Annotated in this window: 25 protein-coding genes and 1 tRNA gene; 8 read left to right on the top strand and 18 right to left on the bottom strand. The window is 69.4% G+C overall.

Annotation, left to right across the window (positions count from 1 at the left end; all coding sequences use genetic code 11):
- Nucleotides 1-5 precede the first annotated feature (5 nt).
- From ASG40_RS06405 to ASG40_RS21055, 3 genes are all read right to left on the bottom strand, one after another.
- Nucleotides 6-224, bottom strand: coding sequence for a hypothetical protein (locus ASG40_RS06405; RefSeq protein WP_055882626.1), 219 nt, complete (start codon nucleotides 222-224; stop codon nucleotides 6-8).
- Between the two features lie 342 nt (nucleotides 225-566).
- On the bottom strand, nucleotides 567-743 hold the full coding sequence (gene rmf / locus ASG40_RS21060) for a ribosome modulation factor (protein WP_156387593.1): 177 nt from the start codon (nucleotides 741-743) through the stop codon (nucleotides 567-569).
- A 304-nt stretch (nucleotides 744-1,047) separates the two neighbouring features.
- On the bottom strand, nucleotides 1,048-2,031 hold the full coding sequence (locus tag ASG40_RS21055) for a hypothetical protein (protein WP_156387592.1): 984 nt from the start codon (nucleotides 2,029-2,031) through the stop codon (nucleotides 1,048-1,050).
- A 1,154-nt stretch (nucleotides 2,032-3,185) separates the two neighbouring features.
- Between ASG40_RS21055 and ASG40_RS06395 the strand changes: the two genes are divergently transcribed.
- The 5 genes from ASG40_RS06395 (at nucleotide 3,186) to ASG40_RS06380 (ending at nucleotide 5,774) form a co-directional block, all read left to right on the top strand.
- Complete coding sequence (locus tag ASG40_RS06395; protein ID WP_156387591.1) at nucleotides 3,186-3,725, top strand: hypothetical protein; 540 nt, start codon at nucleotides 3,186-3,188, stop codon at nucleotides 3,723-3,725.
- Between the two features lie 2 nt (nucleotides 3,726-3,727).
- Nucleotides 3,728-3,979 carry a hypothetical protein gene (locus ASG40_RS06390; RefSeq protein WP_055882614.1) on the top strand — a complete coding sequence of 84 codons (252 nt, stop codon included), beginning with the start codon at nucleotides 3,728-3,730 and terminating at the stop codon, nucleotides 3,977-3,979.
- 152 nt (nucleotides 3,980-4,131) lie between these two features.
- Nucleotides 4,132-4,545, top strand: a complete 414-nt coding sequence (locus ASG40_RS06385; protein ID WP_055882610.1) for a hypothetical protein — start codon at nucleotides 4,132-4,134, stop codon at nucleotides 4,543-4,545.
- Nucleotides 4,546-4,548: 3 nt separating this feature from the next.
- Nucleotides 4,549-4,737, top strand: coding sequence for a hypothetical protein (locus ASG40_RS20305; RefSeq protein WP_082523931.1), 189 nt, complete (start codon nucleotides 4,549-4,551; stop codon nucleotides 4,735-4,737).
- 326 nt (nucleotides 4,738-5,063) lie between these two features.
- Nucleotides 5,064-5,774 (top strand): tyrosine-type recombinase/integrase, encoded by a 711-nt coding sequence (locus tag ASG40_RS06380; RefSeq protein ID WP_244480545.1) that lies wholly within the window; start codon nucleotides 5,064-5,066, stop codon nucleotides 5,772-5,774.
- 40 nt (nucleotides 5,775-5,814) lie between these two features.
- Here ASG40_RS06380 and ASG40_RS06375 read toward each other — a convergent pair.
- From ASG40_RS06375 to ASG40_RS06360, 4 genes are all read right to left on the bottom strand, one after another.
- Nucleotides 5,815-5,888 (bottom strand) — tRNA-Gln (locus ASG40_RS06375).
- Nucleotides 5,889-6,015: 127 nt separating this feature from the next.
- On the bottom strand, nucleotides 6,016-8,247 hold the full coding sequence (locus ASG40_RS06370; protein ID WP_055882608.1) for a xanthine dehydrogenase family protein molybdopterin-binding subunit: 2,232 nt from the start codon (nucleotides 8,245-8,247) through the stop codon (nucleotides 6,016-6,018).
- On the bottom strand, nucleotides 8,240-9,319 hold the full coding sequence (locus tag ASG40_RS06365; RefSeq protein ID WP_055882603.1) for an FAD binding domain-containing protein: 1,080 nt from the start codon (nucleotides 9,317-9,319) through the stop codon (nucleotides 8,240-8,242). The genes ASG40_RS06370 and ASG40_RS06365 overlap by 8 nt, the downstream gene beginning before the upstream one ends.
- Nucleotides 9,316-9,864 carry a (2Fe-2S)-binding protein gene (locus ASG40_RS06360; RefSeq protein WP_055882695.1) on the bottom strand — a complete coding sequence of 183 codons (549 nt, stop codon included), beginning with the start codon at nucleotides 9,862-9,864 and terminating at the stop codon, nucleotides 9,316-9,318. Before ASG40_RS06360 ends, ASG40_RS06365 begins: the two co-directional genes overlap by 4 nt.
- Before the next feature lie 173 nt (nucleotides 9,865-10,037).
- On the opposite strand from ASG40_RS06360, the gene cobF reads away from it, so the two are divergent.
- The gene (cobF, locus tag ASG40_RS06355; RefSeq protein ID WP_055882599.1) at nucleotides 10,038-10,802 is read left to right on the top strand and encodes a precorrin-6A synthase (deacetylating); all 765 of its coding nucleotides are present in this window, start codon (nucleotides 10,038-10,040) and stop codon (nucleotides 10,800-10,802) included.
- 110 nt (nucleotides 10,803-10,912) lie between these two features.
- Here the strand turns inward: cobF and ASG40_RS06350 are convergent, their stop codons facing one another.
- The 6 genes from ASG40_RS06350 to ASG40_RS06325 form a co-directional block, all read right to left on the bottom strand.
- Nucleotides 10,913-11,896, bottom strand: a complete 984-nt coding sequence (locus ASG40_RS06350) for an FAD:protein FMN transferase (RefSeq protein WP_055882594.1) — start codon at nucleotides 11,894-11,896, stop codon at nucleotides 10,913-10,915.
- 79 nt (nucleotides 11,897-11,975) lie between these two features.
- Nucleotides 11,976-12,776, bottom strand: coding sequence for a DUF4198 domain-containing protein (locus ASG40_RS06345; RefSeq protein WP_055882592.1), 801 nt, complete (start codon nucleotides 12,774-12,776; stop codon nucleotides 11,976-11,978).
- A gap of 11 nt (nucleotides 12,777-12,787) precedes the next feature.
- A complete protein-coding gene (locus ASG40_RS06340) occupies nucleotides 12,788-13,300 on the bottom strand; it encodes a DUF2271 domain-containing protein (protein WP_055882588.1) in 513 nt (170 codons plus the stop codon).
- Nucleotides 13,301-13,312: 12 nt separating this feature from the next.
- On the bottom strand, nucleotides 13,313-13,975 hold the full coding sequence (locus ASG40_RS06335; protein WP_200938238.1) for a PepSY-associated TM helix domain-containing protein: 663 nt from the start codon (nucleotides 13,973-13,975) through the stop codon (nucleotides 13,313-13,315).
- Nucleotides 13,972-14,655 carry a Fe2+-dependent dioxygenase gene (locus tag ASG40_RS06330; protein ID WP_055882585.1) on the bottom strand — a complete coding sequence of 228 codons (684 nt, stop codon included), beginning with the start codon at nucleotides 14,653-14,655 and terminating at the stop codon, nucleotides 13,972-13,974. The genes ASG40_RS06335 and ASG40_RS06330 overlap by 4 nt, the downstream gene beginning before the upstream one ends.
- Nucleotides 14,656-14,746: 91 nt before the next feature.
- Entirely contained in the window at nucleotides 14,747-16,993 is a 2,247-nt protein-coding gene (locus ASG40_RS06325; protein ID WP_156387590.1) for a TonB-dependent receptor, read from the bottom strand.
- Nucleotides 16,994-17,248: 255 nt separating this feature from the next.
- Here ASG40_RS06325 and ASG40_RS06320 point away from each other — a divergent pair, with 255 nt between their 5' ends.
- Nucleotides 17,249-18,151, top strand: coding sequence for a tetratricopeptide repeat protein (locus ASG40_RS06320; protein WP_082523930.1), 903 nt, complete (start codon nucleotides 17,249-17,251; stop codon nucleotides 18,149-18,151).
- A gap of 16 nt (nucleotides 18,152-18,167) precedes the next feature.
- Here ASG40_RS06320 and ASG40_RS06315 read toward each other — a convergent pair whose 3' ends face one another.
- The 4 genes from ASG40_RS06315 to ASG40_RS06300 form a co-directional block, all read right to left on the bottom strand.
- Nucleotides 18,168-19,361, bottom strand: coding sequence for an App1 family protein (locus tag ASG40_RS06315; protein WP_055882576.1), 1,194 nt, complete (start codon nucleotides 19,359-19,361; stop codon nucleotides 18,168-18,170).
- Nucleotides 19,362-19,417: 56 nt separating this feature from the next.
- Nucleotides 19,418-21,055, bottom strand: a complete 1,638-nt coding sequence (locus ASG40_RS06310) for a DEAD/DEAH box helicase (protein ID WP_055882572.1) — start codon at nucleotides 21,053-21,055, stop codon at nucleotides 19,418-19,420.
- A 62-nt stretch (nucleotides 21,056-21,117) separates the two neighbouring features.
- The gene (locus tag ASG40_RS06305; protein WP_082523929.1) at nucleotides 21,118-22,506 is read right to left on the bottom strand and encodes a sensor histidine kinase; all 1,389 of its coding nucleotides are present in this window, start codon (nucleotides 22,504-22,506) and stop codon (nucleotides 21,118-21,120) included.
- Nucleotides 22,503-23,171, bottom strand: a complete 669-nt coding sequence (locus tag ASG40_RS06300) for a response regulator (RefSeq protein ID WP_055882570.1) — start codon at nucleotides 23,169-23,171, stop codon at nucleotides 22,503-22,505. The genes ASG40_RS06305 and ASG40_RS06300 overlap by 4 nt, the downstream gene beginning before the upstream one ends.
- 144 nt (nucleotides 23,172-23,315) lie before the next feature.
- Here ASG40_RS06300 and ASG40_RS06295 point away from each other — a divergent pair, with 144 nt between their 5' ends.
- Complete coding sequence (locus ASG40_RS06295) at nucleotides 23,316-23,978, top strand: hypothetical protein (RefSeq protein ID WP_055882568.1); 663 nt, start codon at nucleotides 23,316-23,318, stop codon at nucleotides 23,976-23,978.
- 58 nt (nucleotides 23,979-24,036) lie between these two features.
- On the opposite strand, the gene ASG40_RS06290 is transcribed toward ASG40_RS06295, so the two are convergent.
- Nucleotides 24,037-24,288 (bottom strand): DUF3297 family protein, encoded by a 252-nt coding sequence (locus ASG40_RS06290; RefSeq protein ID WP_055882565.1) that lies wholly within the window; start codon nucleotides 24,286-24,288, stop codon nucleotides 24,037-24,039.
- Between the last annotated feature and the right edge of the window lie 25 nt (nucleotides 24,289-24,313).

The raw sequence follows: 24,313 nt of genomic DNA, 5'->3' as shown, positions 1-24,313 counted from the left end.
CACCCTCACATGCTGGTGTCAGGAATGTCCTTGCCCTCAGTGTCAGACGCAAGTGCTTCCTCGCCCTCCCACGGCAGGCTCTGCCAAGGCGGCTGGCCGCCACGAGCCACGTAGTCCTCTCGCGATAGCGTTAGCTGCCCCTGCTCCCCATCCTCCGCGCGCACGTGCGTTGGCTGGGGCTGCTTGGGCAGGCACAGGTAGATGCCCTTGAACGAGGTCGCCATGTCGTCGGCCTTTCGGGATGCCTTACGTGACCGGAGTTCGATGGAACCGGCCCCTACTCAGCGATAGGGACTGCGTACTGGACGGTTCGCATTCGATACCGGTCGGTAGACACGGATAACGCCGACACCGGGCCGAACGGCGTAGGCTTGCCCGCTCCGGACCGCGTCGGCAGCGTTCCGTGGCCCGGCAATACCCTGTGTACATCCCGGCGCCGTGGCTGGAGCAAGTCCGGCAGGCGGGCTGGCTCCCATACCTCGCGCCGAAGCATTTCCGTTCTGAAGAGCCATCCCGAGCGAACCCAGAACGATCAGTGCCAACCACCTACGCATGCGACGCCCTTGTCATCTCTGGGCCGGATCAGCCGCATCATCTCGGGGCGTGCCGTCATAGCCCTCCATCCAGGATTCGCGTTCCTCACTGTCACGAGGATAAGGGCAGGCATCCTTCGGGCGGCCGTGGATGCGCGCCTGTGCGCCTTCCTCGATTGGATCAGGATGTGAATGACGGGTCTGGGCCATGACAGGGCTCCGCGTTCCAGTGTCCCCAAACAACTACTCTGATATGGAACATGATCCCGCGGCATAGGAGACGGGATCAACCCTTCGAAGATGACGCTGCTGCTCAGTTACTCACCTGAGCCTGAGGTGGGCGAGCCATGCTCTGGCTTGGGCACGTCCCCCAGTCCGCCAGCAGCGACAAGAGTAGCCGCGCTGAGTTAGTTTAGAGCGCTATCTTATGCCGGAAGATGTAAACTCCAATGGCACTGATCTTATCTCAGCATTAACAATTTATTAATCCGCGGTATGTACAGTAAATTATAAATTAGCTAATAAACTTACTTGCCAATCTCGCGGCCGGCTGATTGAATACAAGCTTTTCTCTTTTAATATGTTTTTTTGTGTCATAGATGTATCTATTGGTGTCGATTGCTATCCCAAATAAAACGAATTCCTCAAATTCATCTCCGCAGATAAGCATGATGCCATCGATATTTTTCACAGAAGGTTTATAAGTTGCTGTCATTATAACACCTTTATTTTTGGGGAGTCTAATAAGTTTTTGATTGAACTTTAAGGTTATATATTTGCTTGCATCAATTGGATTCACTTGAAGGCATCGAAGGAATTTTCCTTTCCATCCTTCGATTGAAAACTCATTACCATAGATGGCCGCCCAACGAGCGAGAGCAGTGCTTGGGCTTAATACAGCATGTAGATTTACGTCCGCTGAATATATGCGCAACGAGTATTGCGCATAAAAGTTTTCACCAATTCTTAGGCCGCAAACAACCAATAAGAATTGGTCAGAATCAGATCCAAAGTTGAAATACTTGGCATACGAGCACGCCCCCGGGATTATTTCCCCGTTATAAACAACTAGAGGCTCAGAAAAATCTGGGTTTTTGATAACGCTATTTATTAGTACTCGATCGTCCAGCTCGTTTTCAGGTGGCATGCTAGTGGATTCGGATGAAAATACTTTAAGTACGTCATTTGGCAACTCGCCTTCTCTAGAAAGACGATTTATAATCTCACTTTCATCAAAAGGCTCCGCCCTAAGGTCTACTTCTTTGTCAAGCAACTCAACAACGCGATCATTTAACTCTGGCGTATCTTTATCATATTGGCCCACATTCGAAGCATAGATTTTAACGCGCTCAAGAATTGTGCTTCGAAGAGCAACTTCTACGTTGTCCTGTGCTACGCTAGCTGGATTCAAGCCTCCGCTTTCAAGATCCAAAACCATTCTGGCTAGAATTCCCGCAGCTCGCTTGCGGTCAAGAGAATCAAGTTCAGGAATGAACACTGTGACCTCCTTCAGCTAAGCTTTGGTAGTTCGATGATGTTTAACTCGTTCGGCTGAAGATCTGATATAATATACTCACGTCCTGAACCAGCCCTTTTGTTTGGCGGAACCAGTTTGAGGCGGCCGCTTTCGTCTATGGAAGCCCGAGGTATTACAAATAACAATGGACGCCACATTTTGAAAGTCTGAAGCTTGCATTGCCCCTTTATTTCGTCCCTATCTTCTTTTTTTATTATTTCTTGATCATACCAACTATCGGCAAGCCTAGAAAAAGTCTTCTTATATGATTTTATTTTAGCATCATGAACGTCTTCAGTGTCTACCGCCTTAAAAAGTTGATGATATATTGTCATAGGATCCGAGCTTGCAGCTACTCCGCTGCTTGGTGCATGACCGGATTGCTGATTAGACGAGAAAACGTCACTTACCCAAGCGTAAAATACTCCTTTACGGTATCGGCGTGCGACGTCTACTGCGAAATACGGGTTGGTCGAGTAAAGAACAGGATCAGTCAATTGAAAGGCCCCACGGTAAGATGCGGAGCAACAGGGGCTTTTTTCGCTTCATGGTTGCTCCGGATCTACGCTGTTCTTGATGTAGCCGCGTTCACTGAGCCAGTCCGTAAGGGCGTGGCGGATTGCCTCCGGACGTGAGGGCTTTGGATCGGGCTGGTCGGCGATCCAGGCGTCAAGGGGTGCTAGCTGATCCGGCGGGATGCGGACGGTCACGGGTGTGGCGTCCACTCTGGGACGCCCCCCCTTACCTTTTCTGGTTTCCGACATTGACAACCTCTCAGGGGTTGATAATGTCAGAAACTGCCGGGCCGAACAAGAGGTGGTGCTCTTGAACGGCCCTGACCACTCACGTCGAGGGACGACGCATCATGGCTATCCACAAACCTATAGCATCGGCTCGCGCCGGTGAACGCTCCCGCTCGCCTTTCGCAGCGGTTTACTCCCGTCCAATGCCGCTTCTAGAGCCCGACGAGGCTGAGGCAGAGCACGGCCCTATCATCACCCCCGCGCGGCCCGACACGGCCCACGTCCGGGCCCCACGCTTTCTCGACTTCGCTGGAGACCTCGTTTCGGCCGTCCTCATCATCGCCGGGGGCGTGTTCGCCTACGGCTTCGTGCAGCTCGGCTGAGGGGGCTGTCATGACGTCAACATCCAAGGTGAAGGCCTCTCAGCCGGCCACCGATCTCCGTCATCGGGCGCGCACGTCGCGAGCTGCAGCAGGTCGCACCCGTCACGTTGAGCAACCGACTGAAAGCGCGGCATTGGCCCCAGCGTGCGGGGTCTCGCGCATCGGGAAACGCCTGGCGGAGGCGCACGAGGAGTACTGGGCTCTCGATGCGCTGCCGGCTGAAGACAAGGGCGTCGACATCCGATTGCGGATGAAGGTGCTGGAGGAGCGGCAGGCGGCGCTTGAGCAGGCCATCAGCTATGGCCGGGCGGGCTCGGCAGGCGGCGTGCTCGCCCAGCTTTGCGTCGCCTACGATGCCTTGGGTTCGATCAAGGACGGTTTCACTGAGGACGTCCAGGAGAATGCCAAAGCGAGAGCAGAGCGGTGTCTCCTCTCGATTGCTGCTGCCCTGTGCGCTTGGACAGGGGTCGAACGTATGGCTTTCGGCGCAACCGAGTTGATGCCCCTGCGGCTCGACGCTCTGTCGGTCCTCTCACCGGAGGCCGCTTAGCCATGAGCAACATCGTACGCTTCCCAGCTTCTCGCCGGCTCCAGGCGACGACTATCCCGCGGGAGGAGTTCCAGCGCCTCGCCGATCTCGCCCTTGATGTCGTTGATCAGATCGTCGCGATCCTCGACGCCGTCGATGGGGATGCTGACTTCGAGGCGGACGCCGATGCCGACCCCTCCCTTGCATCTCCGCTCAGCGGACCATCGCAGCGCCTATGGGCGTACGGCGGTGACCGCGATCTGGAGGGGCGTTGATCGCATGCCGCCCTCTCCTCATCCAGACCGCTCATAACGGTCAGGTTGCAGGTCAGGAGCCACACCAGAAGCGCCGGTAGTCATTGACAACCGGCGCAAGCGCTTTACGGTAGTCAATGATTACCGGGGGTCAAGTCATGCGGCTATCTGAAATGGAATCGCTGGGCGTGCGACGCGCCGATGTCGGAAACTGGCAGAAGCGCCTCACATTCACGTCCGATCTCGCCATCGTCAGCTACGGCCAGCATCGCGACTACTCGTACAAGAACACGGTCGAGCTGGCCCTGATCGCGTCCTTCGTTGCTGCTGGCTTGTCGGCTTCTGAGGCCGTCGCCTTCGCCCGCACCTTCGTCGTCTCGGCGGCAGCGCCTGGCGTGTATCGGGGTACGCTTCGGAAATGGCTGGTCTTTCCGGCCGGTGACTATACCCGGGCGATTCTCACGGACGAGCCCGATTTGGCCAAGCTGTCCGAAAGCCTCGCCTGCCCGCCCACCTTCAACTTCGTCGACATGTCCGGCCTCTTCCGGCGTGTCGACGAGCTCTTCATCGCCTCGCAGGAGGGCTGAGACTTGGCGCGTCGCCAGACCATCACTCAAGCTGCCATCTCTCGCGCCGTGAAGGGCGCGCAAGCAGCCGGCCTCAAGGTCGGCCGGGTCGAGATTGAGGGTAGCAGGATCGTTCTCTACTCCGGCGAGGAGGCCCGTTCCGAGCCGGCAGCTTTGCTCGATGGATGGAAGGCGAAGCGCCATGCGGGTTAGGCTGAAGGGTCTCAACTCCAAGACGAAGGCGCTCGCTGACGGCACCAAGCGTACCTATTGGTACGCTTGGAAGGGCGGGCCACGCATCGAAGGCCTGCCGGGCACCCCGGAGTTCATGACGAGCTACAACGCCGCCGTGAGTGCGAAAGCACAGCCGGCGCAGGGCGTGATCCTCGATCACTCAGGGCTATCAGGCGAGCGACGCCTTCCGGTCTCGGAGCGACATCACCCGCAAGGACTACATCCGGCACATCAAGGCGATCGAGGCCGAGTTTGGGGACTTCCCCCTGGGCGCCCTCACCGATCGGCGGACGCGTGGCGAGTTCATGGCCTGGCGCGATCGTCTCGCCCTCCGCTCGCGCCGGCAAGCGGACTACGCCTGGAGCGTTCTTGCGCGGATCCTGTCCTGGGCGCTCGACCGCGGGCTGATCCTGGTGAATCCCTGCGAGAAGGGCGGCCGGCTCTATCGCGCGACGCGGACGGACAAGGTCTGGACCGATGCCGACGAGGCCGCGTTCCTCGCCTCAGCGCCTGCTCACCTGCATCTGCCGCTAATCCTGGCCCTCTGGACCGGTCAGCGCCAAGGCGACCTCCTGAGGCTTCCCTGGAGCGCCTATGACGGGAAGACGATCCGTCTGAAGCAGGGAAAGACCGGCGCCCGTGTCGTGATCCCGGTCAGCAGCTTGCTCAAGCTGGCCCTGGATGTCGTCCCACGCCGCAGCCCGGTGATCCTGCTCAACTCGGAACATCGGCCGTGGACCAGCGACGGTTTCCGTTCTTCGTGGGGGAAGGCCTGCAAGGCGTGTGGCATCTCCGGCCTGACCTTCCACGATCTGCGCGGAACGGCGGTGAGCCGCTTGGCGCTCGCTGGATGTTCTGAGGCTGAGATCGCGACGCTGACCGGACACTCGCTGAACGACGTGCGGTCGATCCTGGATGCTCACTACCTGAACCGCGATCCGGCACTCGCCATCGCGGCCATCAGGAAGCTCGAAATGAGAACAGCTTTTCCCGACCAAGTGCCCGACCGGGCCTAGCTGTTCTTGGACTGAAGTGGAAAAAGCGTAGTTAAATCAGTGGCTGGGGGACGAGGATTCGAACCTCGACTAGAGGAGTCAGAGTCCACTGTTCTACCGTTAAACTATCCCCCATCACGCCCGGCGATCCTGGATGTGGACACCCTTGGAAACGCACCGTGGCCTGACGTTCTCCCGGCCGAGCCGCGAGAGACGCCCCATTAGGGCACCTTTCGCGCAGGGTCAACCGCAAGGTTACGGGTCAGGTCAGCAGCTTGTCCAGCGTGATCGGGATCTCGCGCACCCGCACCCCGGTGGCGTGCCAGACCGCGTTGGCGATGGCGCCGGCTGTGCCGGTGATGCCGAGCTCGCCCACGCCCTTGATGCCGAGCGGGTTCACGTGCGGATCGTGCTCCTCCACCAGGATCGTCTCGATCGACGGCAGGTCGGCGCTCACCGGCACGTGGTAGTCGGCGAGGTTGGCGTTCACGATCCGGCCCGAGCGCCGGTCGTGGGCGGCGTGCTCGTGCAGCGCGAGGGAGAGGCCCCAGATCATGCCGCCCTCGTACTGGCTGCGCACGAGGCGCGGGTTGACGATGCGGCCGGCCGCGAAGGCCCCCACCAGCCGCGTCACCCGCACCTGCCCGAGGTCGGGGTCGACCTTCACCTCGGCATAGACCGCCCCATGCGCATGCATCGCATAGGTCTTTCGCGAGGCGGGCTCGCCCGCACCCTGGCCCTTGGCCGCCACGGACGGTTTTCCGGCGCGCGCCAGGATGTCGCCGAAACGCTCGGAGCGGGCCGGGTCGTCGCGGCGGGCGAGGCGGCCCTCGCTCGCGGTCACGCCGGCATTGCCGGCCCCGTAGAGCGGCGAGGCCGGGTCCGTGGTGGCGAGATCGGCGAGTTGCGCGATCACGGCCTGCGCCGCGGCGTGGACCGCGGTGCCCGAGGTGGCGGTGCCGGTGGAGCCGCCGGCCAGGCCGCCGTTGGGCAGGTCCGAATCGCCGATGCGCAGGGTGACCCGGTCGAGGGACAGGCCGAGGCCGTCGGCGGCGATCTGGGCGAGCACCGTCCAGGCCCCCTGCCCCATGTCCTGGGCCGCGGTCTCGATCAGCGCGGTGCCGTCGGCCCGGATCGTGGCGCGGGCCTCGCCCTGCATCATGCCGGCGGGATAGGTCGCGGTGCCCATGCCCCAGCCGACCAGGAGCCCGTCGGTGTCGCGCATCGCCCGCGGCGCCCGCGGGCGGCGGTCCCAGCCGAAGCGCTCGGCCCCTTGCGCGTAGCACCCGCGCAGGGCCTTCGAGGAGAACGGGCGCCCGGTGATGGGCTCGACCTCGGCGTAGTTCTTCAGGCGCAGGTCGAGGGGATCGATGTCGAGGGCCAGCGCCAGTTCGTCCAGCGCGCTCTCCACCGCGACGCTGCCCGAGGCCTCGCCGGGCGCGCGCATGAAGATCGGGGTGCCGATGTCGGCGCGCGAGCCCTCGTGCGTCGTCGAGATCGCCGGCGAGGCGTAGAGATGGCGCGCCACGAGCCCCGAGGCCTCGAAGAAGTCGTCGTAGGCGCTGGTCTGGCTCAGGGTGTGGTGGCCCAGCGCCGTCAGGGCGCCGTCGCGGGTGGCCCCCAGGGTGAGCGTCTGCCGGGTCGGCGAGCGGTGGCCGACGGGGCCGAACATCTGCTCGCGCCGGGTCACGAGCTTGACCGGCCTGCCCGTCAGCTTCGCCGCCATGATCCCGAGGATCTGCGGCGGGCTGAGAAAGCCCTTCGAGCCGAAGCCGCCGCCGAGATAATGGCAGACGACGCGGATGTTCTCCGGCGGGATGCCGAAGAAGCCGGCGAGCCGGGCCTTGGCGATCCAGAGCGCCTGGCTCGGGGTGTGGAGGGTGAGCCGATCGCCGTCCCACTGCGCCACGCTGCAATGGGGCTCGAGGGGATTGTGGTACTGCCCGGCCGTCTCGTAGGTGGCGGTGACGCGGGCGTCCGCCGCGGCCAGACCGGCCTCCATGTCGCCCGTCCCGTCCGAGGTCGGCGAGCCGGCCCCGACGCTGTCGGGGGTGAAGATTCCGCCCTCCCCCAGCCCGATCGTCGGGGCCTCGCTCTCGTAGCGGGGGCTGAGCAGGGCGGCACCTTCGGTGGCCGCCTCCAGGGTCGTGGCGACCACCACCGCGATCGGCTGGCCGGCGTAGCGGACCGTGTGGTCCTGCAGCAGGTTGAGGCGGAAGGCGAAGGGATTGTCCTTCTCGTCCGGCGACTTGGCCAGCGGCGGCGCGTTGTCGGGCGTCATCACCGCGATCACGCCGGGGTGGGCCTCGGCCGCCGCCAGGTCGAGGTGGGTGACGCGGCCCTTGGCGATGGTGCTCGTGGCCATCACCGCATGGACGAGCCCGTCGGGCCGGATGTCGGCGCTGTAGCGGGCCGCCCCCGTCACCTTGTCGGGGCCGTCGCGCCGGGTGAGCGGCAGGCCGATGGAGGAACCGTGGCGCTGGCGCTCAGGCATGGTGGGACGCTCCGGCGGTGGGGCTGGTGGCGAAGGGACTTGCGGCGAAAGGACTTGCAGGAAGCGCGGGCATGCGCCCCGGCGTTCCGGCCGCCGCGAGGGTGAGCGCGCGCACGACGATGCGCCGGGCGAGTTCGATCTTGAAGGCGTTGTCGCCCGAGGGCGTGGCCCCGGCCAGCGCCGCCCGCGCCGCCTCGGCGAACACCTCGGGGCTCGGTGCGCGGCCGGCCAGCAGGGCCTCGGCCTCCCGGGCGCGCCAGGGCCTGAGGGCGACGCTGCCCAGGGCGATGCGGCCGTCCGCGATCGTGCCGCCCTCCAGGCGCAGGCCCACCGCCGCCGAGACCACGGCGAAGGCGTAGGAGGTGCGCTCGCGGACCTTGAGGTAGCGCGAATGGCCTGCGAAGCCGGCGGCCTCGGGCGGCAGCCGGATCGCGGTGACCACCTCGCCCGCGCGAAGCGCGGTCTCGCGCTCGGGCGTGTCGCCGGGCAGGAGGTGGAAGACGTCGAAGGGCACCTCGCGGCGGCCTGTCGGCCCCTCGATCTCCACCACCGCGTCGAGGGCGGCCAGCGGAACGCAGAAGTCGGAGGGGTGGGTGGCGATGCAGTGCTCGCTCCAGCCCAGCACCGCATGGGTGCGGGTGATGCCGCCCCGCGCCTCGCAGCCCGCCCCCGGCGAACGCTTGTTGCAGGCGCTGGCGGGGTCGTAGAAATAGCCGCAGCGGGTGCGCTGCAGGATGTTGCCGGCCGTGGTGGCCGCGTTGCGCAGCTGCGCCGAGGCCCCCGACAGCAGGGCCTCGACCACCGCCGGATAGCGCCCGGCAAAGCCGGCGTCGCGGGTGAGCGCGCCGTTGCGGACCATGGCCCCGATGCGGGTGGACCCGTCCGGCAGGGTCTCGATCCGGTCGAGGCCGGGCAGGCGGGTGAGGTCGACGAGGCGGTCAGGCCGCGTCAGCCCGCCCTTCATCAGGTCGACGAGGTTGGTGCCGCCGGCGAGATACGCGCTGCCCGGGGTGGAGGCGGCCGCCACCGCCTCGGCGAGGGAGCCCGCGCGGACGTAATCGAAGCTCTTCACGCCGCGTCCTCCGTCAGGTTGCCGCCGGGCAGCACGTCCGGTGCGTGCATCGCTGCATGGGTCATGGCCGCGTGGGCCTGCAGCACCGCCTGGGTGATGCCGGCGTAGGCGCCGCAGCGGCAGAGGTTGCCGCTCATGCCCTCGCGCACCCGCTCGGGGTCCGCCGGCCCGCCCTCCTCCGCGAGCCCGCCCTCGCCGATCAGCGCCACCGCGCTCAGGATCTGGCCCGGGGTGCAGAAGCCGCACTGGAAGCCGTCGTTGTCGAGGAAGGCGGCCTGGACCGGGTGCAGCACGTCGCCCTGCGCCAACCCCTCGATGGTGAGAAGGCTGGCGCCGTCGTGGCTCACGGCTAGCGCCAGGCAGGCGTTGATGCGCGTCCCGTCCACCAGGATGGTGCAGGCGCCGCACTGGCCGCGGTCGCAGCCCTTCTTGGCGCCGGTGAGGTCGAGGCGCTCGCGCAACAGGTCGAGCAGCGTCACCCGCGCGTCCTCGAGGACGATCTCGCGGCGGACGCCGTTCACGGTCAGCGTGATCGGTATGCTCATGATGGACAGACCCATGATGGGCGTGCAGAGGACCGGCCACGACCGGGCCGGCTTCCACAGCGGATGTCTGGAACCGCTCCAGATAGCCTTGCCGCGCCGGCCGACCAGGGGCGGCGACCGTTGCCGTCGCGACCTTTGCAGTCGCGACCTTTGCAGTCGAATGGGACCTGCGCATGAGACGGATCCTCGTCATCGGCATCGGCACCGGCAACCCGGAGCACCTCACGGTCGAGGCGGTGCGGGCGCTCAACACCGTCGACGTGGTGTTCGTCCTCGACAAGGGCGGCGACAAGGACGCCCTCGTGCGCCTGCGCCGGGAGATCTGCGCGCGCTACATCACCGGGCGACCCTACCGCATCGTCGAGGCGTCTGACCCCGAGCGCGACCGCAACCCGGCCGACTACGGCGCCACCGTCGAGGCCTGGCATGCCGCCCGCGCCGCGCTCTACGAGACGATGTTCGCCCGCGAACTCGGGGAGGACCAGTGCGGCGCCATCCTCGTCTGGGGTGATCCCTCGCTCTACGACAGCACGATCCGGATCATCGACCGGATCGTGGCGCGCGGGCGCATCGCCTTCGGGTTCCGGGTGATCCCCGGCATCACCAGCGTGCAGGCGCTCTGCGCCGGGCACCGCATCCCGCTCAACCGCATCGGCGCGCCGGTGCGGATCACGACGGGGCGGCGGCTGAGCCGGGGGCTGCCGCAGGGCGACGAATCGGTGGCGGTGATGCTCGACGGCAATCCGGCGCTGTCCGCCCTCGATCCCGACCTCGAGATCCACTGGGGCGCCTACCTCGGCTCGCCGGACGAGATCCTGGTCTCGGGGCGCCTGGGCGAGGTCGCCGACACCATCGCACGGGTGCGCGCCGAGGCGCGGGCCCGCCACGGCTGGATCATGGACACCTACCTGCTGCGCCGGCCGGACTCCGAGTCCTGATCGGCCGCCGCACGATCCCCACGGCCATCCCCGTCCCGGCGAACGACCGGGCCGCCCGCCTGGGGGTGTTTGCAGCCACCGGCCGGCTCGCGGCGACCTGAGCCGGCGGTTCAGGCCAGCATGCGGCGGGCGGCGGGGCTGATCCAGTCCCAGCCGGCGCCGCTCGCGGTGAGGCAGGCGAGGCCCTGCGCCTCGGCCAGGGCCCTGCCGTGTTCGGGGCCCAGCACCATCACGGCGGTCGCCCAGGCGTCGGCCATGAGGCAGGAGGCATGCAGCACCGTGGCGGCCGTCAGGCCCGTCTCGATGGGCCGGCCGGTGCGCCCGTCGAGGGTATGGCCGATCCGGCGCCCGCCGAGGTCGCGGGCGCGCCGGTGGTCGCCCGAGGTGGCGATGGCGAGGTCGTGCAGGGCGGCGACGGTCTCGGTCGTGCCGGCCGGCGCTTCCAGGGCCACCCACCAGGGTTGCCGGTCGGGCTTGAGCCCGCGCCCGCGCAACTCGCCGCCGATCTCCACGAGGTGGTGGGCGAAGCCCCGGGCCGCGAGCAGGTCCGAGATCGCGTCGACGGCGTGGCCCTTGGCGCTGCCGGAGAGGTCGAGCCGGAGTCCGCCGGGCTGAAGCGCGCTGCGGTTCTCCCCATCCAGGGCGAGACGGCGCCAGCCGCAGCGGGCGCGCGCGGCCGCGATGACGGCCTCGTCCGGCGGCTGCGCGACGGGACCCGGCGGTCCGAAACCCCAGAGGTCGACGAGGGCGCCCAGGGTCGGGTCGTGGGCGCCCCGGCTCGCCCGTGCCACGGCGCAGGCGGCCTCCAGCACCCGGAACAGGTCGTCGGGCAGCACGTGCCGGCTGCCGGCGGGCGCCCGGTTGAAGTGGCAGAGGGCGGATTCCGGCTCCCAATGGCTCAGCTGCGCCACGAGCCGGGCGAGTTCGACCACGACCGCGTCCCTCACCGCCGCGCCCTCGCCGGGGCGGCGCGTCACCACGCTCACCGACCAGGTCGTGCCCATGATGCGGCCGCCGACCCGCTCCACCGGCCCTGCGGGGAACGCATCCGGGCCGATCGGCGCGAGGATTTCGGGGATCAGCAGGCGGCGCATCGGTCGCTTTGGTATGTCGGTGGCCTTCGACCGTGACGGGGCGAGGGCGTCCGCGTCACGGGCGGCGATTCCCAGGTTCCTATTGCGGCAGCACCTCGAAGGTCGCGGCGTAGACGGACCGCCGCCGGGCGCCTTCGATGCCGGACTTGTCGTCCTGCGCCTCGGCGCCGAACCAGTACTGGCCGGCCTGCGCCCAGGTGACGGAGACGACGCCGTCAGGGCCGGAGGTGAGTTTCTGTTCCTCCGACTTGTCGCGGTAGCGGCTGCCGCCGCGCACCACCTCCACGGCGATCCCCGGGGCCGGCGCCCCGTCGAGGAGCACCGTGAAGCGGGCGGTCTCGCCGGCGGTGAGGTTGTTGGGATGGGTGTCGAAGCGCAATTCCAGGCCCTTACCGGCCGGGGCGAAGGCGGTGGCGTCGGGCTTGCCCAGCGTCACGAAGGTCTCGGTGCGCTGCACCACCCGCGTCACCTTCACGTCCTGCGCCCCGGCGGGAAGGGCCTGCTTCAGGGCCTCGGCCTTGCCGCGCCAGCGCTTCTGGGCGCCGTCCAGCTTGTAGCTCGCGGTGACGCCGTCGTTGACGATGGCCGCCCGGTAGCTGCCGGGTTTCGTCAGGTGGATGTCGAAGGTGCTGCGGAACTTGCCCGTGGCGGCGTTCTCGTGGGCGAGCGCGGTGCCCTCCGGGCCGGTGACGGCCAGGCCCTCGAGGCGCATCGGCACGTGTTCGAACACGAACAGGTCGTTGGACACCGCGGCGTCGAAGGTGACCCAGGCGTCGCCCCCCGAGAGCACCGTCGAGGAGGGCAGCATCCAGACCCGGTGGGCTGAGGCCGGGAGGACGAGGGCGAGGCTCAGGACGGCGGCGAGGGACAGGGCGCGCATGGGATCGGTCCTTACGGTGTGACGGTGAGGGAGACGGCGCCGAGCTCGTCCTTGCCGCGAACGGACGCTTCGGCCGCGGCCGGCGGCCATGCGAGGGGCAGGCGCACCACCTCGCGGCCGCCGACCTCGCGGGCGGCCTCGACCACGATCTCGTAGGTCCCCGGCGTCAGGGCGGCGAAGGGGGCGGCGGCGGCGTCGAAGCGCAGGGCGTGGGTGCCGGCCGGGCGGGTGGCGCCGCTGACCCCGTCCAGCGGCATCTCGGTCTCGCGGCCGATGCGGCGCCACCATTGCCGCATGTCCTTGAGCCACTTGGCGCCGCCCTCCCCCTCGCGCTTGCGCACGTCGTACCAGACCGCGAGGTTGGCCAGCGCCCGGCCGTCGGCGCCCTCGATCCAGGCGGCGAGGTACGGCCGGTGGTATTCCGAGACGTCGAGGCGGGGGATCTGCACGCTCAGGACCACCTCTCCGGCGAGGGCCGGCGCGGCGATGAGGGTCGAGAACGCGGCGGTGACGGCCGTGCGCATGGGGCGCGCCTTTCAGGCGTGGATGAACAGGAGGGCGAGGAGCACGGGGGCGAGCAGGCCCAGGCCCACCACCGGCCAGGTGGCCGGGCGGCGGGCGGAATGGAACTGCAGCAGCACCAGCCCGGTCAGGCAGAACACGAGGCAGGCCCCGGAGAACACGTCGAGGAACAGGCTCCAGGCGAGGCCGGCGTTGCGGCCCTTGTGGAGGTCGTTGAGGTAGGAGACCCAGCCCCGGCTCGTGCGCTCGTGCAGCACCGCGCCGTCGCGCCGCCCGAGGCTGACGAAGGCGTCGCCGCCCGGGCGCGGCAGCGACAGGAGCACCTCGTCGCGGGTCAGCTCGGCCTCGCGGGCGCCGGCCGCGACGCCGAGGCTCGCCGCGAGCCAGTCGCTCACCGCGCCCGGCAGGGCCGCCCGGCCGGTGGCCGGCAGCGTCGCCAGCAGGGCCCGCAGGTCCGGCGGCAGGCTCGCCTCGCGCGCGTCCACCACGGGCTTCGATTCGAACCGCCCGGCATGGTTGAGGGTGATGCCGGTGAGCGCGAACAGCAGCATGCCCACGAGGCAGAGGGCCGAGCTGATCCAGTGCCAGGCGTAGAGCTGCTTCAGCCAGAACGCCCGGCGCGCCTTGGCGCGCCGCGGCGCCGCGGCGGCCTCCCGCAGGGCGAGGCTGTCGCTCACAGCTCGGCCCAGCGCCGCAGGAGGTTGTGGTAGCTGCCCGTGAGCGCGATCACCGACGGGTCGTCGTCGGTGAGGGCGGCGCGCACGCCGGTGATGCCGCGGTCGAGGTCGTAGAGCAGGGCGCGGGCGCCGTCGTCCTTGACCATCGACTGCGACCAGAAGAACGACGACCAGCGCGCGCCGCGGGTGATCGGCTCGACCCGGTGCAGGGAGGTGGCGGGATAGACGATCATGTCGCCCGCCGGCAGCTTGACCGCGTGCGAGCCGAAGGTGTCCTCGATCACGAGTTCGCCGCCGTCGTAGTCGCCCGGGTCGGTGAGGAACAGCGTCGTCGAGATGTCCGCCCGCATCCGGATGCCCGCGCCGGGCACCGCCCGGATCGCCCCGTCCACATGGGCGCGAAAGCCCATGCCGGTGTCGTAGCGGTTGAACAGGGGCGGCAGCACCCGCAGCGGCAGGGCGGCGGCGTTGAACAGGGGGCTGCGCCCGAGGGCGCGCAGGATCAGGTCCCCGAGTTCGCGCGCCACCGGCGCATCCTCGGGGATCTGCAGGTTGTGCTTGGCGCGCGCGGCCTGGGCGCCCGCGGTGACGCGCCCGTCGACCCAGTCGCTGGCGTCGAGGCGTGCCCGGCAATGGGCGACTTCGTCGGGGGTGAGGACGGATGTGACGTGGACGAGCAAGGGTTCGGGATCCCGTGGCGGGCTGGCGATGGAACGCCTTCTCTTCCCGCTGGGAGAGAAGTCCGCGCGGGGAGGGAAGGCGATCGCGGTTTCAGAAGCGGGTGCCGAGGCTCACCAGCACGGTGCGGCCCGAGAGCGGCACGGCGCGGGTGGAGAAGGCCGAGCCGTAGTTGAGTTCGTCGGTGAGGTTGTAGGCGTTGACCGCCAGCCGGTAGGTGGGCGTCTCGTAGGAGAGGAGCGCGTCCAGGGAGAAGCTGCCGGGGATGCGGGTGATGTTGTCGCTGGCCGGGAAGTAGCCGTCGTCCACCGTGATGCCGCCGCCGATCGTGACCTTGCCGGGCAGGTCCCACAGGGTGCGCATGGGGGCGGTGAGGTCGTAGGTGGTCCACAGCGAGGCCGAGTTCTCGGGCACGAAGGGGGCCTTGTTGCCGATGCTGACGCCCGACTGGACCTTGCCGTCGAGGTAGGTGTAGCCGGCCAGGATGTTCCATTCGTCGGTGAGGCGGCCGGTGATCGAGGCCTCGAAGCCCTGGACGCGGCGGCGCTCGCCGGCATCCAGCGGCCCGAGGATGAGGCCGCCGGTGACGGGGTCGACGTCGAAGCTGTTGCTCTTGTCGACCCGGAACAGGGCGCCGGCGACGCCCAGGCGCCCGTCGAACAGGCCGACCTTGGCGCCGATCTCGTAGAGGTCGCTCTCCTCGGGCGAGAGCTGGTTGGCGGTCGGCACCTCGATGCCGGTGGAATTGGCCACGAACTGGCCCTGGGGCGAGAAGCCCTTGGCGTAGGAGACGTAGTAGGTCTGGTTGGGCGTCGGCTGCCAGATGCCGCTGACCTTGGGGCTGGCGGCGTTGGTGTCCGAGGTCTGTCGCGGCAGGAACTGGCCGATCTGCGGGCCGGTCGTGGCGGTGGCGTCGTAGCGGCTGAGGAACCGGTCGAGGCGCACGCCCGCCAGGATCGAGAACTGCTCGTTGAGCCAGACCCGGTCGCTGACGAAGAAGGCGGCGTTGGCGCCGTCGCCGAGGCGGCGGTTGCCGTAGTTGCGGGTGAGCGCGTAGCCCTCCTGGGCGAAGGAGGGGGTGCGGACCCTCTGGTCCCGGCGCGCGCCGCTGACGGCGAAGTTCACCCGGTCGTCGTTCTGGTAGAAGAAATCGAGGCCGGCCACGACCTCGTGGCGCAGGAAGCCGGTGTGGAACTTCATGATCGCGGTGGTGACGTTCTGGGCGCCCCAGGCCGATTGCTCGAAGGTCTGGCCGCCGCCGGCGCTGTAGGTGACGAAGGGGTTGCCGCCCGAAAAGAACCCGGTGATGCAGCCGAGCGTGCAGGTCGCCGCCGTGGTCGAGAAGTTGCGGTCGTAGAACGACAGCCGCGAGTCGTTGGTCACGGTCAGCCAGGGCGCCACCTGCCACTTCATCAGCGAGGTGGCGAGGTGGACGTTGGCGTCGTCGCGGTCGGTGGCGCGCACGTAGGAGGTGGCGCGCGGCAGGCCGTATTCCGTGAGCGGCCGGGCGAAGCGGTCGCCGGGCCGGCGCGCGGTGGGCACGCCGTAGTCGGGCGTGCGCTCGGAGTGCTGGTAGAGGTAGTTCAGGTACCAGGTGGTGTCGGTGCCGATGCCGAAGCCGAGCGAGGCGGCGAGCCCCGCCCGGTCGGACGAGACGTTGTTGCGGTCCTGGATGTCCTGGCGGTGGATCATGCCGTTGAGGCGGATCGCCGTGGTCGCGTCGATCTGGCGGTTGACGTCGAAGGTGCCCCGCCCGGTCGGGCCGCTGCCGCCGGTGCCGTCGATCGCCGTGAAGTCGGTGAGCAGCGCGCGCTTCGAGATCGTGTTGATCGCCCCGCCCGCGGTGCCGAGGCCGAAGGTCTCGGATGACGGCCCCTTGATGACCTGGACGTCGCCGATGTTGAAGCTGTCGCGGGCGTAGACACCGAAGTCGCGCAGGCCGTCGAGATAGATGTCGTTCTTGGCCTGGAAGCCGCGGATGCGGAACTGGTCGCCGTTCAGGCCGCCGTTGCCCTCCCCGGCCGAGACCGTGATGCCCGGCACGTTGCGCAGGGCCTGCTCCAGGGTGGTGGCGTTCTGCTGGCGGATGACCTCGCCGGGCACGACGCTGATCGCCTGGGGCGTGTCCTGGATGCGGCCGGGCAGGCGCGACAGGCCGGTTCCCTCGTTGAGGGTGTTGGGCTGCCCCCCGCCCCAGCCCTCGACGCTGAGCTGCGGCAGTTCGGCGGCACCCTCCTGGGCCTCGGCCTCGAACGGCAGGAAGGCGCCCAGCGTCGCCGCCAGGCCGATGCCGAGGGAACCTGCCCCGGTCCAGTCCCGCACTGACAACGACTCGCTCATCGATCGAACTCCTGACGTACTCGCCAGGGCGCTTGAAGCATTTGTGATGCTGTCTTTCAAGACAGAAACACAATCGTTCCCGACGAGTTGCAGAACCACAACAGACTAAAATCGTTATAAATTACTTTTGAACCGATACAAACTGGAAAAAACCGATCTTGCTTCGCCGCGGGCGCGAAACTATTCATCGACGATGACGAGTTTTACTCTGGAAGCGTTCCAGATTGTTGGCTCGTGGGAGCCGAGACAGGCATTATGATACGTCTTTCCCGGGGTCGTGACCGGGCCGGGCCGGTGGTCGGCCTGTGGGACCTGCATCAAAAGACCGAGGCCGAGTGGCGCCGCATCCTCGCCGCCCGCCCCGACGAGGCGGTGGCGTGGATCGCCCTGGCCGCCGCCAACGGCTTCAAGGCGGCGCAGCTGGTGTTCGGCCAGATGCACCTCGACGGGACGCTGGTGGTGCGCGACCCGGCCGCGGCCCACGCCTGGTTCGTGAAGGCGGCCGCGATCGGGAGCGTCGAGGCCCGCAACATGGTCGGGCGCTGCCACGAACTCGGCTGGGGCGTGCCGGTCGATCAGGCGATCGCCCTGCTGCATTACCGTAAGGCGGCCGCGGCCGGGCTCGACTGGGCGCATTACAACGTCGGCTGCCTGCTGCTCTACGGAACCGGCGTCGGCCGGAACCACGGCGAGGCCGTCGCCAGTTTCACGGCCGCCGCCGATCTCGGCCATGCCAAGGCCATGGGGATGCTCGGGCGCTGCCACGAGGAGGGCTGGGGCACGGACCGTGACCGGATGGCGGCCCGCGCCCTCTACCGCCGCGCCGCCGAAGGCGGGGACGGCTGGGGCGCGCTCAACCTCGGCCTGATGCTGGTGGAGGACGGCGCCCGGGCCGAGGCGATCCCGCACCTCGCCCAGGCCGTCGCGACGGCGACGCCCGGCGGTCTCTCGGCCATCGTCGACCTCTTCGAGCGCCGGCCCGAACCCGACCTCGCCGCCATCGCCGCCGCCGCCCGGGCGCGCCTCGGCGAGGTGCGCGCCAGGCCGGCCGCGAGCGAGGGCGGCCGGGGATCGCGCCGGATCCCGCGGCGGGTCCAGGGCCTCATCCTGGCGGCCCTGCTCGCCCTGGCCGTCCGTAGGATACCGCGGAGCGCTTGAGAGGCGTCGATCGGGCCTATTCGACGATGATGCGCGGCGGGGTCGCCGGGTCGTCGGCCAGCGCGGCGCGGACCTCCTCGGAGGCCACCACCCGCGTGGTCCCGGCCGGTTCGATGCCGTGCTCGGTGGCGATCGTCGCCACGGCGTCGGGGTGGATCAGGCCGAGGCCGGCGGCGTGCTCTGCCATGGCGATGCTGTCGGCGGCCAGCACCAGGCTGCTGCCGGCCGCCGTCACCGCCGCCGCCAGGCGCTCGATGTCCTCGATCCGGCCGCTGCTGCGCGAGACGCTGCGGATGTAGACCGCCTTCACCCGTCCGGGATGCGCCTCGACGATGCCCGCGTAGACCTCCGGGTCGTGCTGGCCGCTGTCGCCGATGAGCACCACCGGCAGGTCCTCGTAGAGGGCGAGCATGCGGGTGATGAGCGCCCGCTTGTGGTCCTCGGCCTTGCGCGGCAGCGGCCGCGTCCACGACAGGCCCCATTCGCGCAGGAACAGCACCGGCCCGGCCGGGATGCGGTGCATCTCGAAGAAGGTGCTCAGCATGTCGTAGATGCCCCAGGGCGCCCGCGAGACGTAGAGCATCGGGTTGCCCTGGTCGCCGGTGTCGCCGACGTGCAGCGCCCGGTAGAACGCCGCGACGCCGGGAAACGCGACCCGGCTCTGCGCATCCGCCACGAACAGGCGCCAGAGCATGGTGAGCTTGTTGGCGACGCCCGTGTACATCACCGTGTCGTCGACATCGCTGATGAGCAGGAACCGGCAGCGCTCGGTGGGGATGAACACCTGCCCCTCCCCGCGCACCGGCGGCTCCATGTCGACGTGCAGGGCGACCGGGTGCCAGGAGGCGTCCTGCGGGGGCGGCGCGAGGGGGCGCAGGGCGATGCGGAAGTAGCCGTCGCGGTCCGTGACGACGCGCTGCTCGGCACCCGCGAACCGGGCGACCACGGGGGCGCCCACGACCTTGCGCCGCCGGATGCGCCGGCCGATGTCGCGCAGGGCCCGCCGGATCTCGCCGTCGTCCCGGTCGTCCTCCGGCCGCGACTGGCGGAACACCCGGCCGATCAGGAAGATCTCGTCGCGCGAGCCGTAGCCGCGATAGGCTTCGAGCACCGTGCCGTGGCGGCCTTGGGCCGATCGCACCGGGCGTGCCGCCAGGGCGAGCAGCCGGCCTGCCGCCCGCCGCCATTTCGCCGACCTCGATCGCGTCACCTGATCGTCTCCCGAACGCCTGCAACCGGTCGGCAACGCCCCAGCGCGCGCACCGTTCAGGCCATCGCGTCCGCCAGCCGGCCGGTCTCGGCGTACACCCGCCCGCCCGGCATGCGATAGTGGACGCTCTGGGACAGGCGGCCGTTGGCCACCACCCGGATCGCCAGGGGGCGCACGAGGTCGCCCTGCCGGTCGAGGGCCTCGGCCACCGTCATCGGCGCGGCGCCGCCGCCGAACCCGCGCCACCACGCCACCGCCTTCTCGCGGGGGTGGCCGCGGTGTTCGAGGCGCACGCGCAGCACCGTGCGATCGCCGCCGGCGAGGTGCAGGGTCACCGCGAGGCTGTCGCTCCCGTCCCGGTCGGCCCGGCTGGCGAGGCTCCAGCCCTCGACGCGCAGCCAGTCGGCGGCGGCGATCGAGAGGATCGGGGTCTCGTCCTCGGCGCTGGCCCCGTGCGAGGGCTCGCCGGCCTCGCCGTCGGGCTCGACCCAGCAGGCCTCGCAGGTGCTGGCGTTCAGCGCGATCAGCGCGCCGCAGCCCGGGCAGGCCTTGGCCCGGATCTCGGTCTCGCGGCCCTTGATCGCGGCGGCGGTGCGGGCGGTGACGATGTCGACCGGGCCGTGCATCCGCACCAGGCCGGCATAGTCGAGGACGAGGCCGTTCTCCTTGCCCGGCGCCAGGCGCAGGGCGCGCCCGACCTGCTGCACGTAGAGGCCGGTGCTCTGGGTCGGGCGCAGCAGCGCGACGAGGTCGACGCGGGGCACGTTGAACCCGGTCGAGAGCACGCCGACCGAGGTGAGGCAGCGCAGCCGTCCGTCGCGAAAGGCGGCCACGATCCGGTCGCGCTCGCGTTTGCCGGTCTCGCCGCAGATCGTCTCGCAGGAGACGCCCTCGGCCCGGATCGCGTCGCGCACCGCCCGGGCGTGGTCGACCCCGGCGCAGAAGGCGAGCCAGGCGCGGCGGCCGTGGCCCAGGGTCACCATCTCCTCCACCGCCGCGCGGGTGATCCAGTCCTGGTTGACCGCCGCCTCCAGGGCGCTCGGGATGTAGTCGCCGCCGCGCTTGGGCACATGCGCCACGTCGAGGGTGGTGGCGGTGGCCTTGCACACCAGCGGCGCGAGGTAGCCCTGGTGGATCAGGTCGCCGACGTTGGCCTCGAAGACGATGCGCGAAAACAGGCGGCCCTCGCCCTCGTCGAGGCGGCCGCTGTCGAGGCGGTAGGGGGTGGCGGTGAGGCCCACCACCCTGAGGTCGGGCCGGGCCTCGCGCAGGTCGGCCAGGAAACGCCCGTAGCGGGTCTCGGCGGTGCGCGGGATCAGGTGCGCCTCGTCGACGATCACGAGGTCCACGGGGCCGATCTCGGCCGTGCGTCCGGCCACCGACTGGATGCCGCAGAACAGCACCTGCGCCCCGGCCTCGCGCCGGCCGAGGCCCGCCGAATAGATCCCGGCGGGCGCCTGCGGCCAGTAGCCGAGGAGTTCGCGATGGTTCTGGGCGATCAGTTCCCGGGTGTGGGTGACCACGGCGATGCGCCGGTCCGGCGCGGCGGCCAGGACCTCGCGCACCAGGGCGGCGATGACGAGCGCCTTGCCCGCCCCCGTGGGCAGGACGACGAGGCCGGCCCGTTCGCCCGCGGCCCAGGAGGCGTGGAGGGCATCGAGGCTGGCGCGCTGGTAGGGTCGCAGGTGCATCACCCGCCACCCTCTACACGAGGGTGCGGTGGGGTGTCCGTGGCCGATGGGCTGCACCCCTGCCCTCACGCCGGCAGGGTCAGCTCCGCACGCAGGCCTCCGAGGCCGGCGCGGCCGAGGGCGAGGCCGCCGCCGTAGAGGTCGGCGAGTTCGGTGGTGATCGACAGGCCGAAGCCGTGGCCGGGCAGGCTTTCGTCGAGGCGCCGGCCACGTCGCAGCGCCTCGGCCGCGGCCTGCGCGTCGAGGCCCGGGCCGTCGTCCTCCACCGCGATGACGATGCCGGCCCCGCGGGCCGCGGCCGCGATGCGCACGCGCGTCCGGCACCAGCGGCAGGCGTTGTCGACGAGGTTGCCGAGCATCTCGTCGAGGTCCTGGCCGTCGCAGGCGACCCCCAGCCCGGCCGGCACGTCGAGGGCGATGGCGACGCCCTTCTCGGCGTAGAGCCGCACGAAGGTGGTGCGCAGGTCGGCGACGGGGCCGGCCAGCTCGAGGCGGGTGCGGGCGGCCTCGCCCAGCGCCGCGGCGCGGGCACGGCGCAGGTGATGGCGGATCTGCCCGTCCATGGCCGAGACGAGGGCCGAGAGGCGGCCGTCGGTGTCGCGGCCCTCGCTCGCCAGCGCCATCGACAGGGTCGCCAGGGGCGTCTTGAGGCCGTGGGCGAGGTTGGCGACATGGGTGCGGGCGCGCTCCAGGTTGGCCTCGCCCTGGTCGAGGAGGGCGTTGACCTCGGCGACCAGGGGCCTGATCTCGGCCGGCTGCGCCGCGGGGATGCGGGCGCGGCGCCCCTCCCGGACCTGCGCGAGATCGCGGCGCAGGCGCTCCAGGGGGCGCAGCCCGAGTTGAACCTGCGCCACCACCCCGGCCATCAGGCACAGGCCGAGGACGCCGAGCGTCAGGGCCAGCGCGCCCAGCGCCTCGCGCAAGGGGCCGTTGAGGGCGGCGGCCGGCGCTGCGGCCGCGATCACCGTCGGCCCCGCCCCGGCCCCGGGCGGCAGGGTCAGCACGCGCAGGATCACCGGGCGGCCCCAGGGATCGACGCCGTCGGCCGGATGCGGCCCGTCGTGGTCGCGCGGACGCCGCGGCCCGGCGGGGACGTCGAGGTCCCGTCCCTCGAGGGCGCCCGAGCGCAGCACCGTCCCGTCCCGGCGGACCTGCCAGTACCAGCCGGACCGCCGCCGGTCGAAGGGCGGCCCGTCGAGGCCGGGGGCGGTGGCGAGGCCGTTCGGACCGGCCTCGAGGCCCGTCGCGATGGCGACGATCTGGCTGTCGAGGCGGCTGTCGAGCTGGCCGCGCACGAACCCGTGCAGGATCAGCCCGATGGCGATGCCCGCCACCACCAGGGCCGCCACCACGAGGACGAGGGCGGCCGTGAGCAGGCGCCGGCGCAGGGAGCCGAGACGGACGTGGGGCGGCCCCTTCCTGCCAGAGGACGGCGTCGCGCCCGGCGACCTCACGCCCCCTCCCCGTCCAGGAGGCGGTAGCCGTGGCCGCGCACGCCTTCGATCCGGGCCGGGGCGATCTTGCGGCGCAGGCGGGTGATGATGACCTCGACGGAGTTCGAATCGACCTCGGCATCGCCGTCGTAGACGCTCTCGATGAGGTGGTCGCGGGGCACCACGCCGTCCTTGCGCAGGATGAGGCAGGACAGCACCCGCCATTCGAGGCCGGTGAGCTTCAAGGGCAGCCCGTCGCGCTCGAAGGTGCCGAGCCCGGCGTCGAAGCTCAAGGGGCCGCAGGCGATCCGGGCCGCACCCCCCGCGCTCGCCCGCCGCACCAGGGCGCGCAGGCGGATCACCAGTTCCTCGATGCGGAAGGGCTTGACGAGGTAGTCGTCGGCGCCCGCCTTGAAGCCCGCGACCTTGTCGCTCCAGCCGTCGCGGGCGGTGAGGATCAGCACGGGCAGCGTCAGCCCGGCCGCGCGCCAGGCCCCGAGCACCGCGATGCCGTCGCGCTTCGGGAGGCCGACGTCGAGCACCACCGCGTCGTAGCGCTCGGTCTCGCCCAGATGCTGGGCGTCCTCGCCGTTGCCCGCCCGGTCGAGGGCGAAGTTCTCGGCGCGCAGGGCCTTTTCGATCTCGGCGGCCAGGGGCGCATCGTCCTCCACCAGCAGGATTTTCATGGCGGCTCGTGGTCCTTGCGATCGGGCGGCTTAACCCGGCTCGTTGAACCGGGGCTTAACCGGCCGGTTCAGTCCGGGTTGGAGGCCGTGTCCTAGACCGGCGTCGACCCGAGAGGGACTTCGCACCGAAAGGACATCGCCATCATGACCACCGAGACCGAGACCACCCAGACCCCTACCGCCGTTCCCGCCGCCGTTCCCGCCGCCAAGCGCCCCCGCCGCCGGGCGCTCGTGGTCGGCGCCATCGCCGCCCCGCTGGCGCTGGGTGCGGCCGGACTGTCCCTGGCCCAGCCCGCCGCGGTGGCGCCGACGCCGGTGGCCCCCGTCGCCGTCTCGGCGCTGGCCTCCTCGGCCGCCACCGCCGTCAAGGGCGAGGTCGCCGAGATCTACGGCAACAAGTTCGTTCTGCAGGACGCCACCGGCCGGGCGCTGGTGGAGACCGGCCGCGAGGGCGAGGGGGCCACCCTGGTGACCAAGGGCGAGGCCGTCACCGTCCAGGGCAGCTTCGAGAAGGGTTTTTTGCGCGCGGCGACCATCACCCGTGCGGACGGGCGTGTCGTGGTCCTCGGGCCGGCGGGCGGTCCGCGTCCCGGCGGCCTCGACTGGGCCAAGGACAAGGTCGGCCTCGGCCCCACCATCGACGTGCCGGCCCTGACCGCCAGGGTCGAGGCGGCGGGCTATTCCGACGTCCGGGTGATCAAGCGCGGACCGCGCCACCTCGATGTGGCCGCCCGTGGCGCCGACGGGCGCGAGCGCGAACTCCACGTCGGCTTCGACGGGCAGGTGCGCGAGAAGCGCACGTTCTGAGCCGCAGGACGACCGGGCGGGCGGCCCATCCGGGCCTCCCGCTCGCCTCAGCCCGACCTCACGCCTCTTCGGGCGCCTGCCGGAAGTAGGGCTCGACCGGGCCCTTGAGCTTGACCGTCATCGGGTTGCCGGCGCGATCGAGGGTCTTGCCGGCCGACAGGCGGACCCAGCCCTCGCTGACGCAATACTCCTCGACGTTGGTCTTCTCGACGCCCTTGAAGCGGATGCCGATGCCGCGCTCCAGGATCGCCTCGTTGTAGAACGGGCTGTTGGGGTTCACCGCGAGGCGGTCGGGGGGCGTGTCGGACATCGTCGGGGCCTTGAAGAGCAGGTCG

Origin of the sequence: Methylobacterium sp. Leaf399 (assembly GCF_001424525.1) — a bacterium.
Taxonomy (GTDB): Bacteria; Pseudomonadota; Alphaproteobacteria; order Rhizobiales; family Beijerinckiaceae; genus Methylobacterium.
Note: the sequence above shows the minus strand (reverse complement) of the source record. Positions and strands in the feature narration are given on the sequence as shown.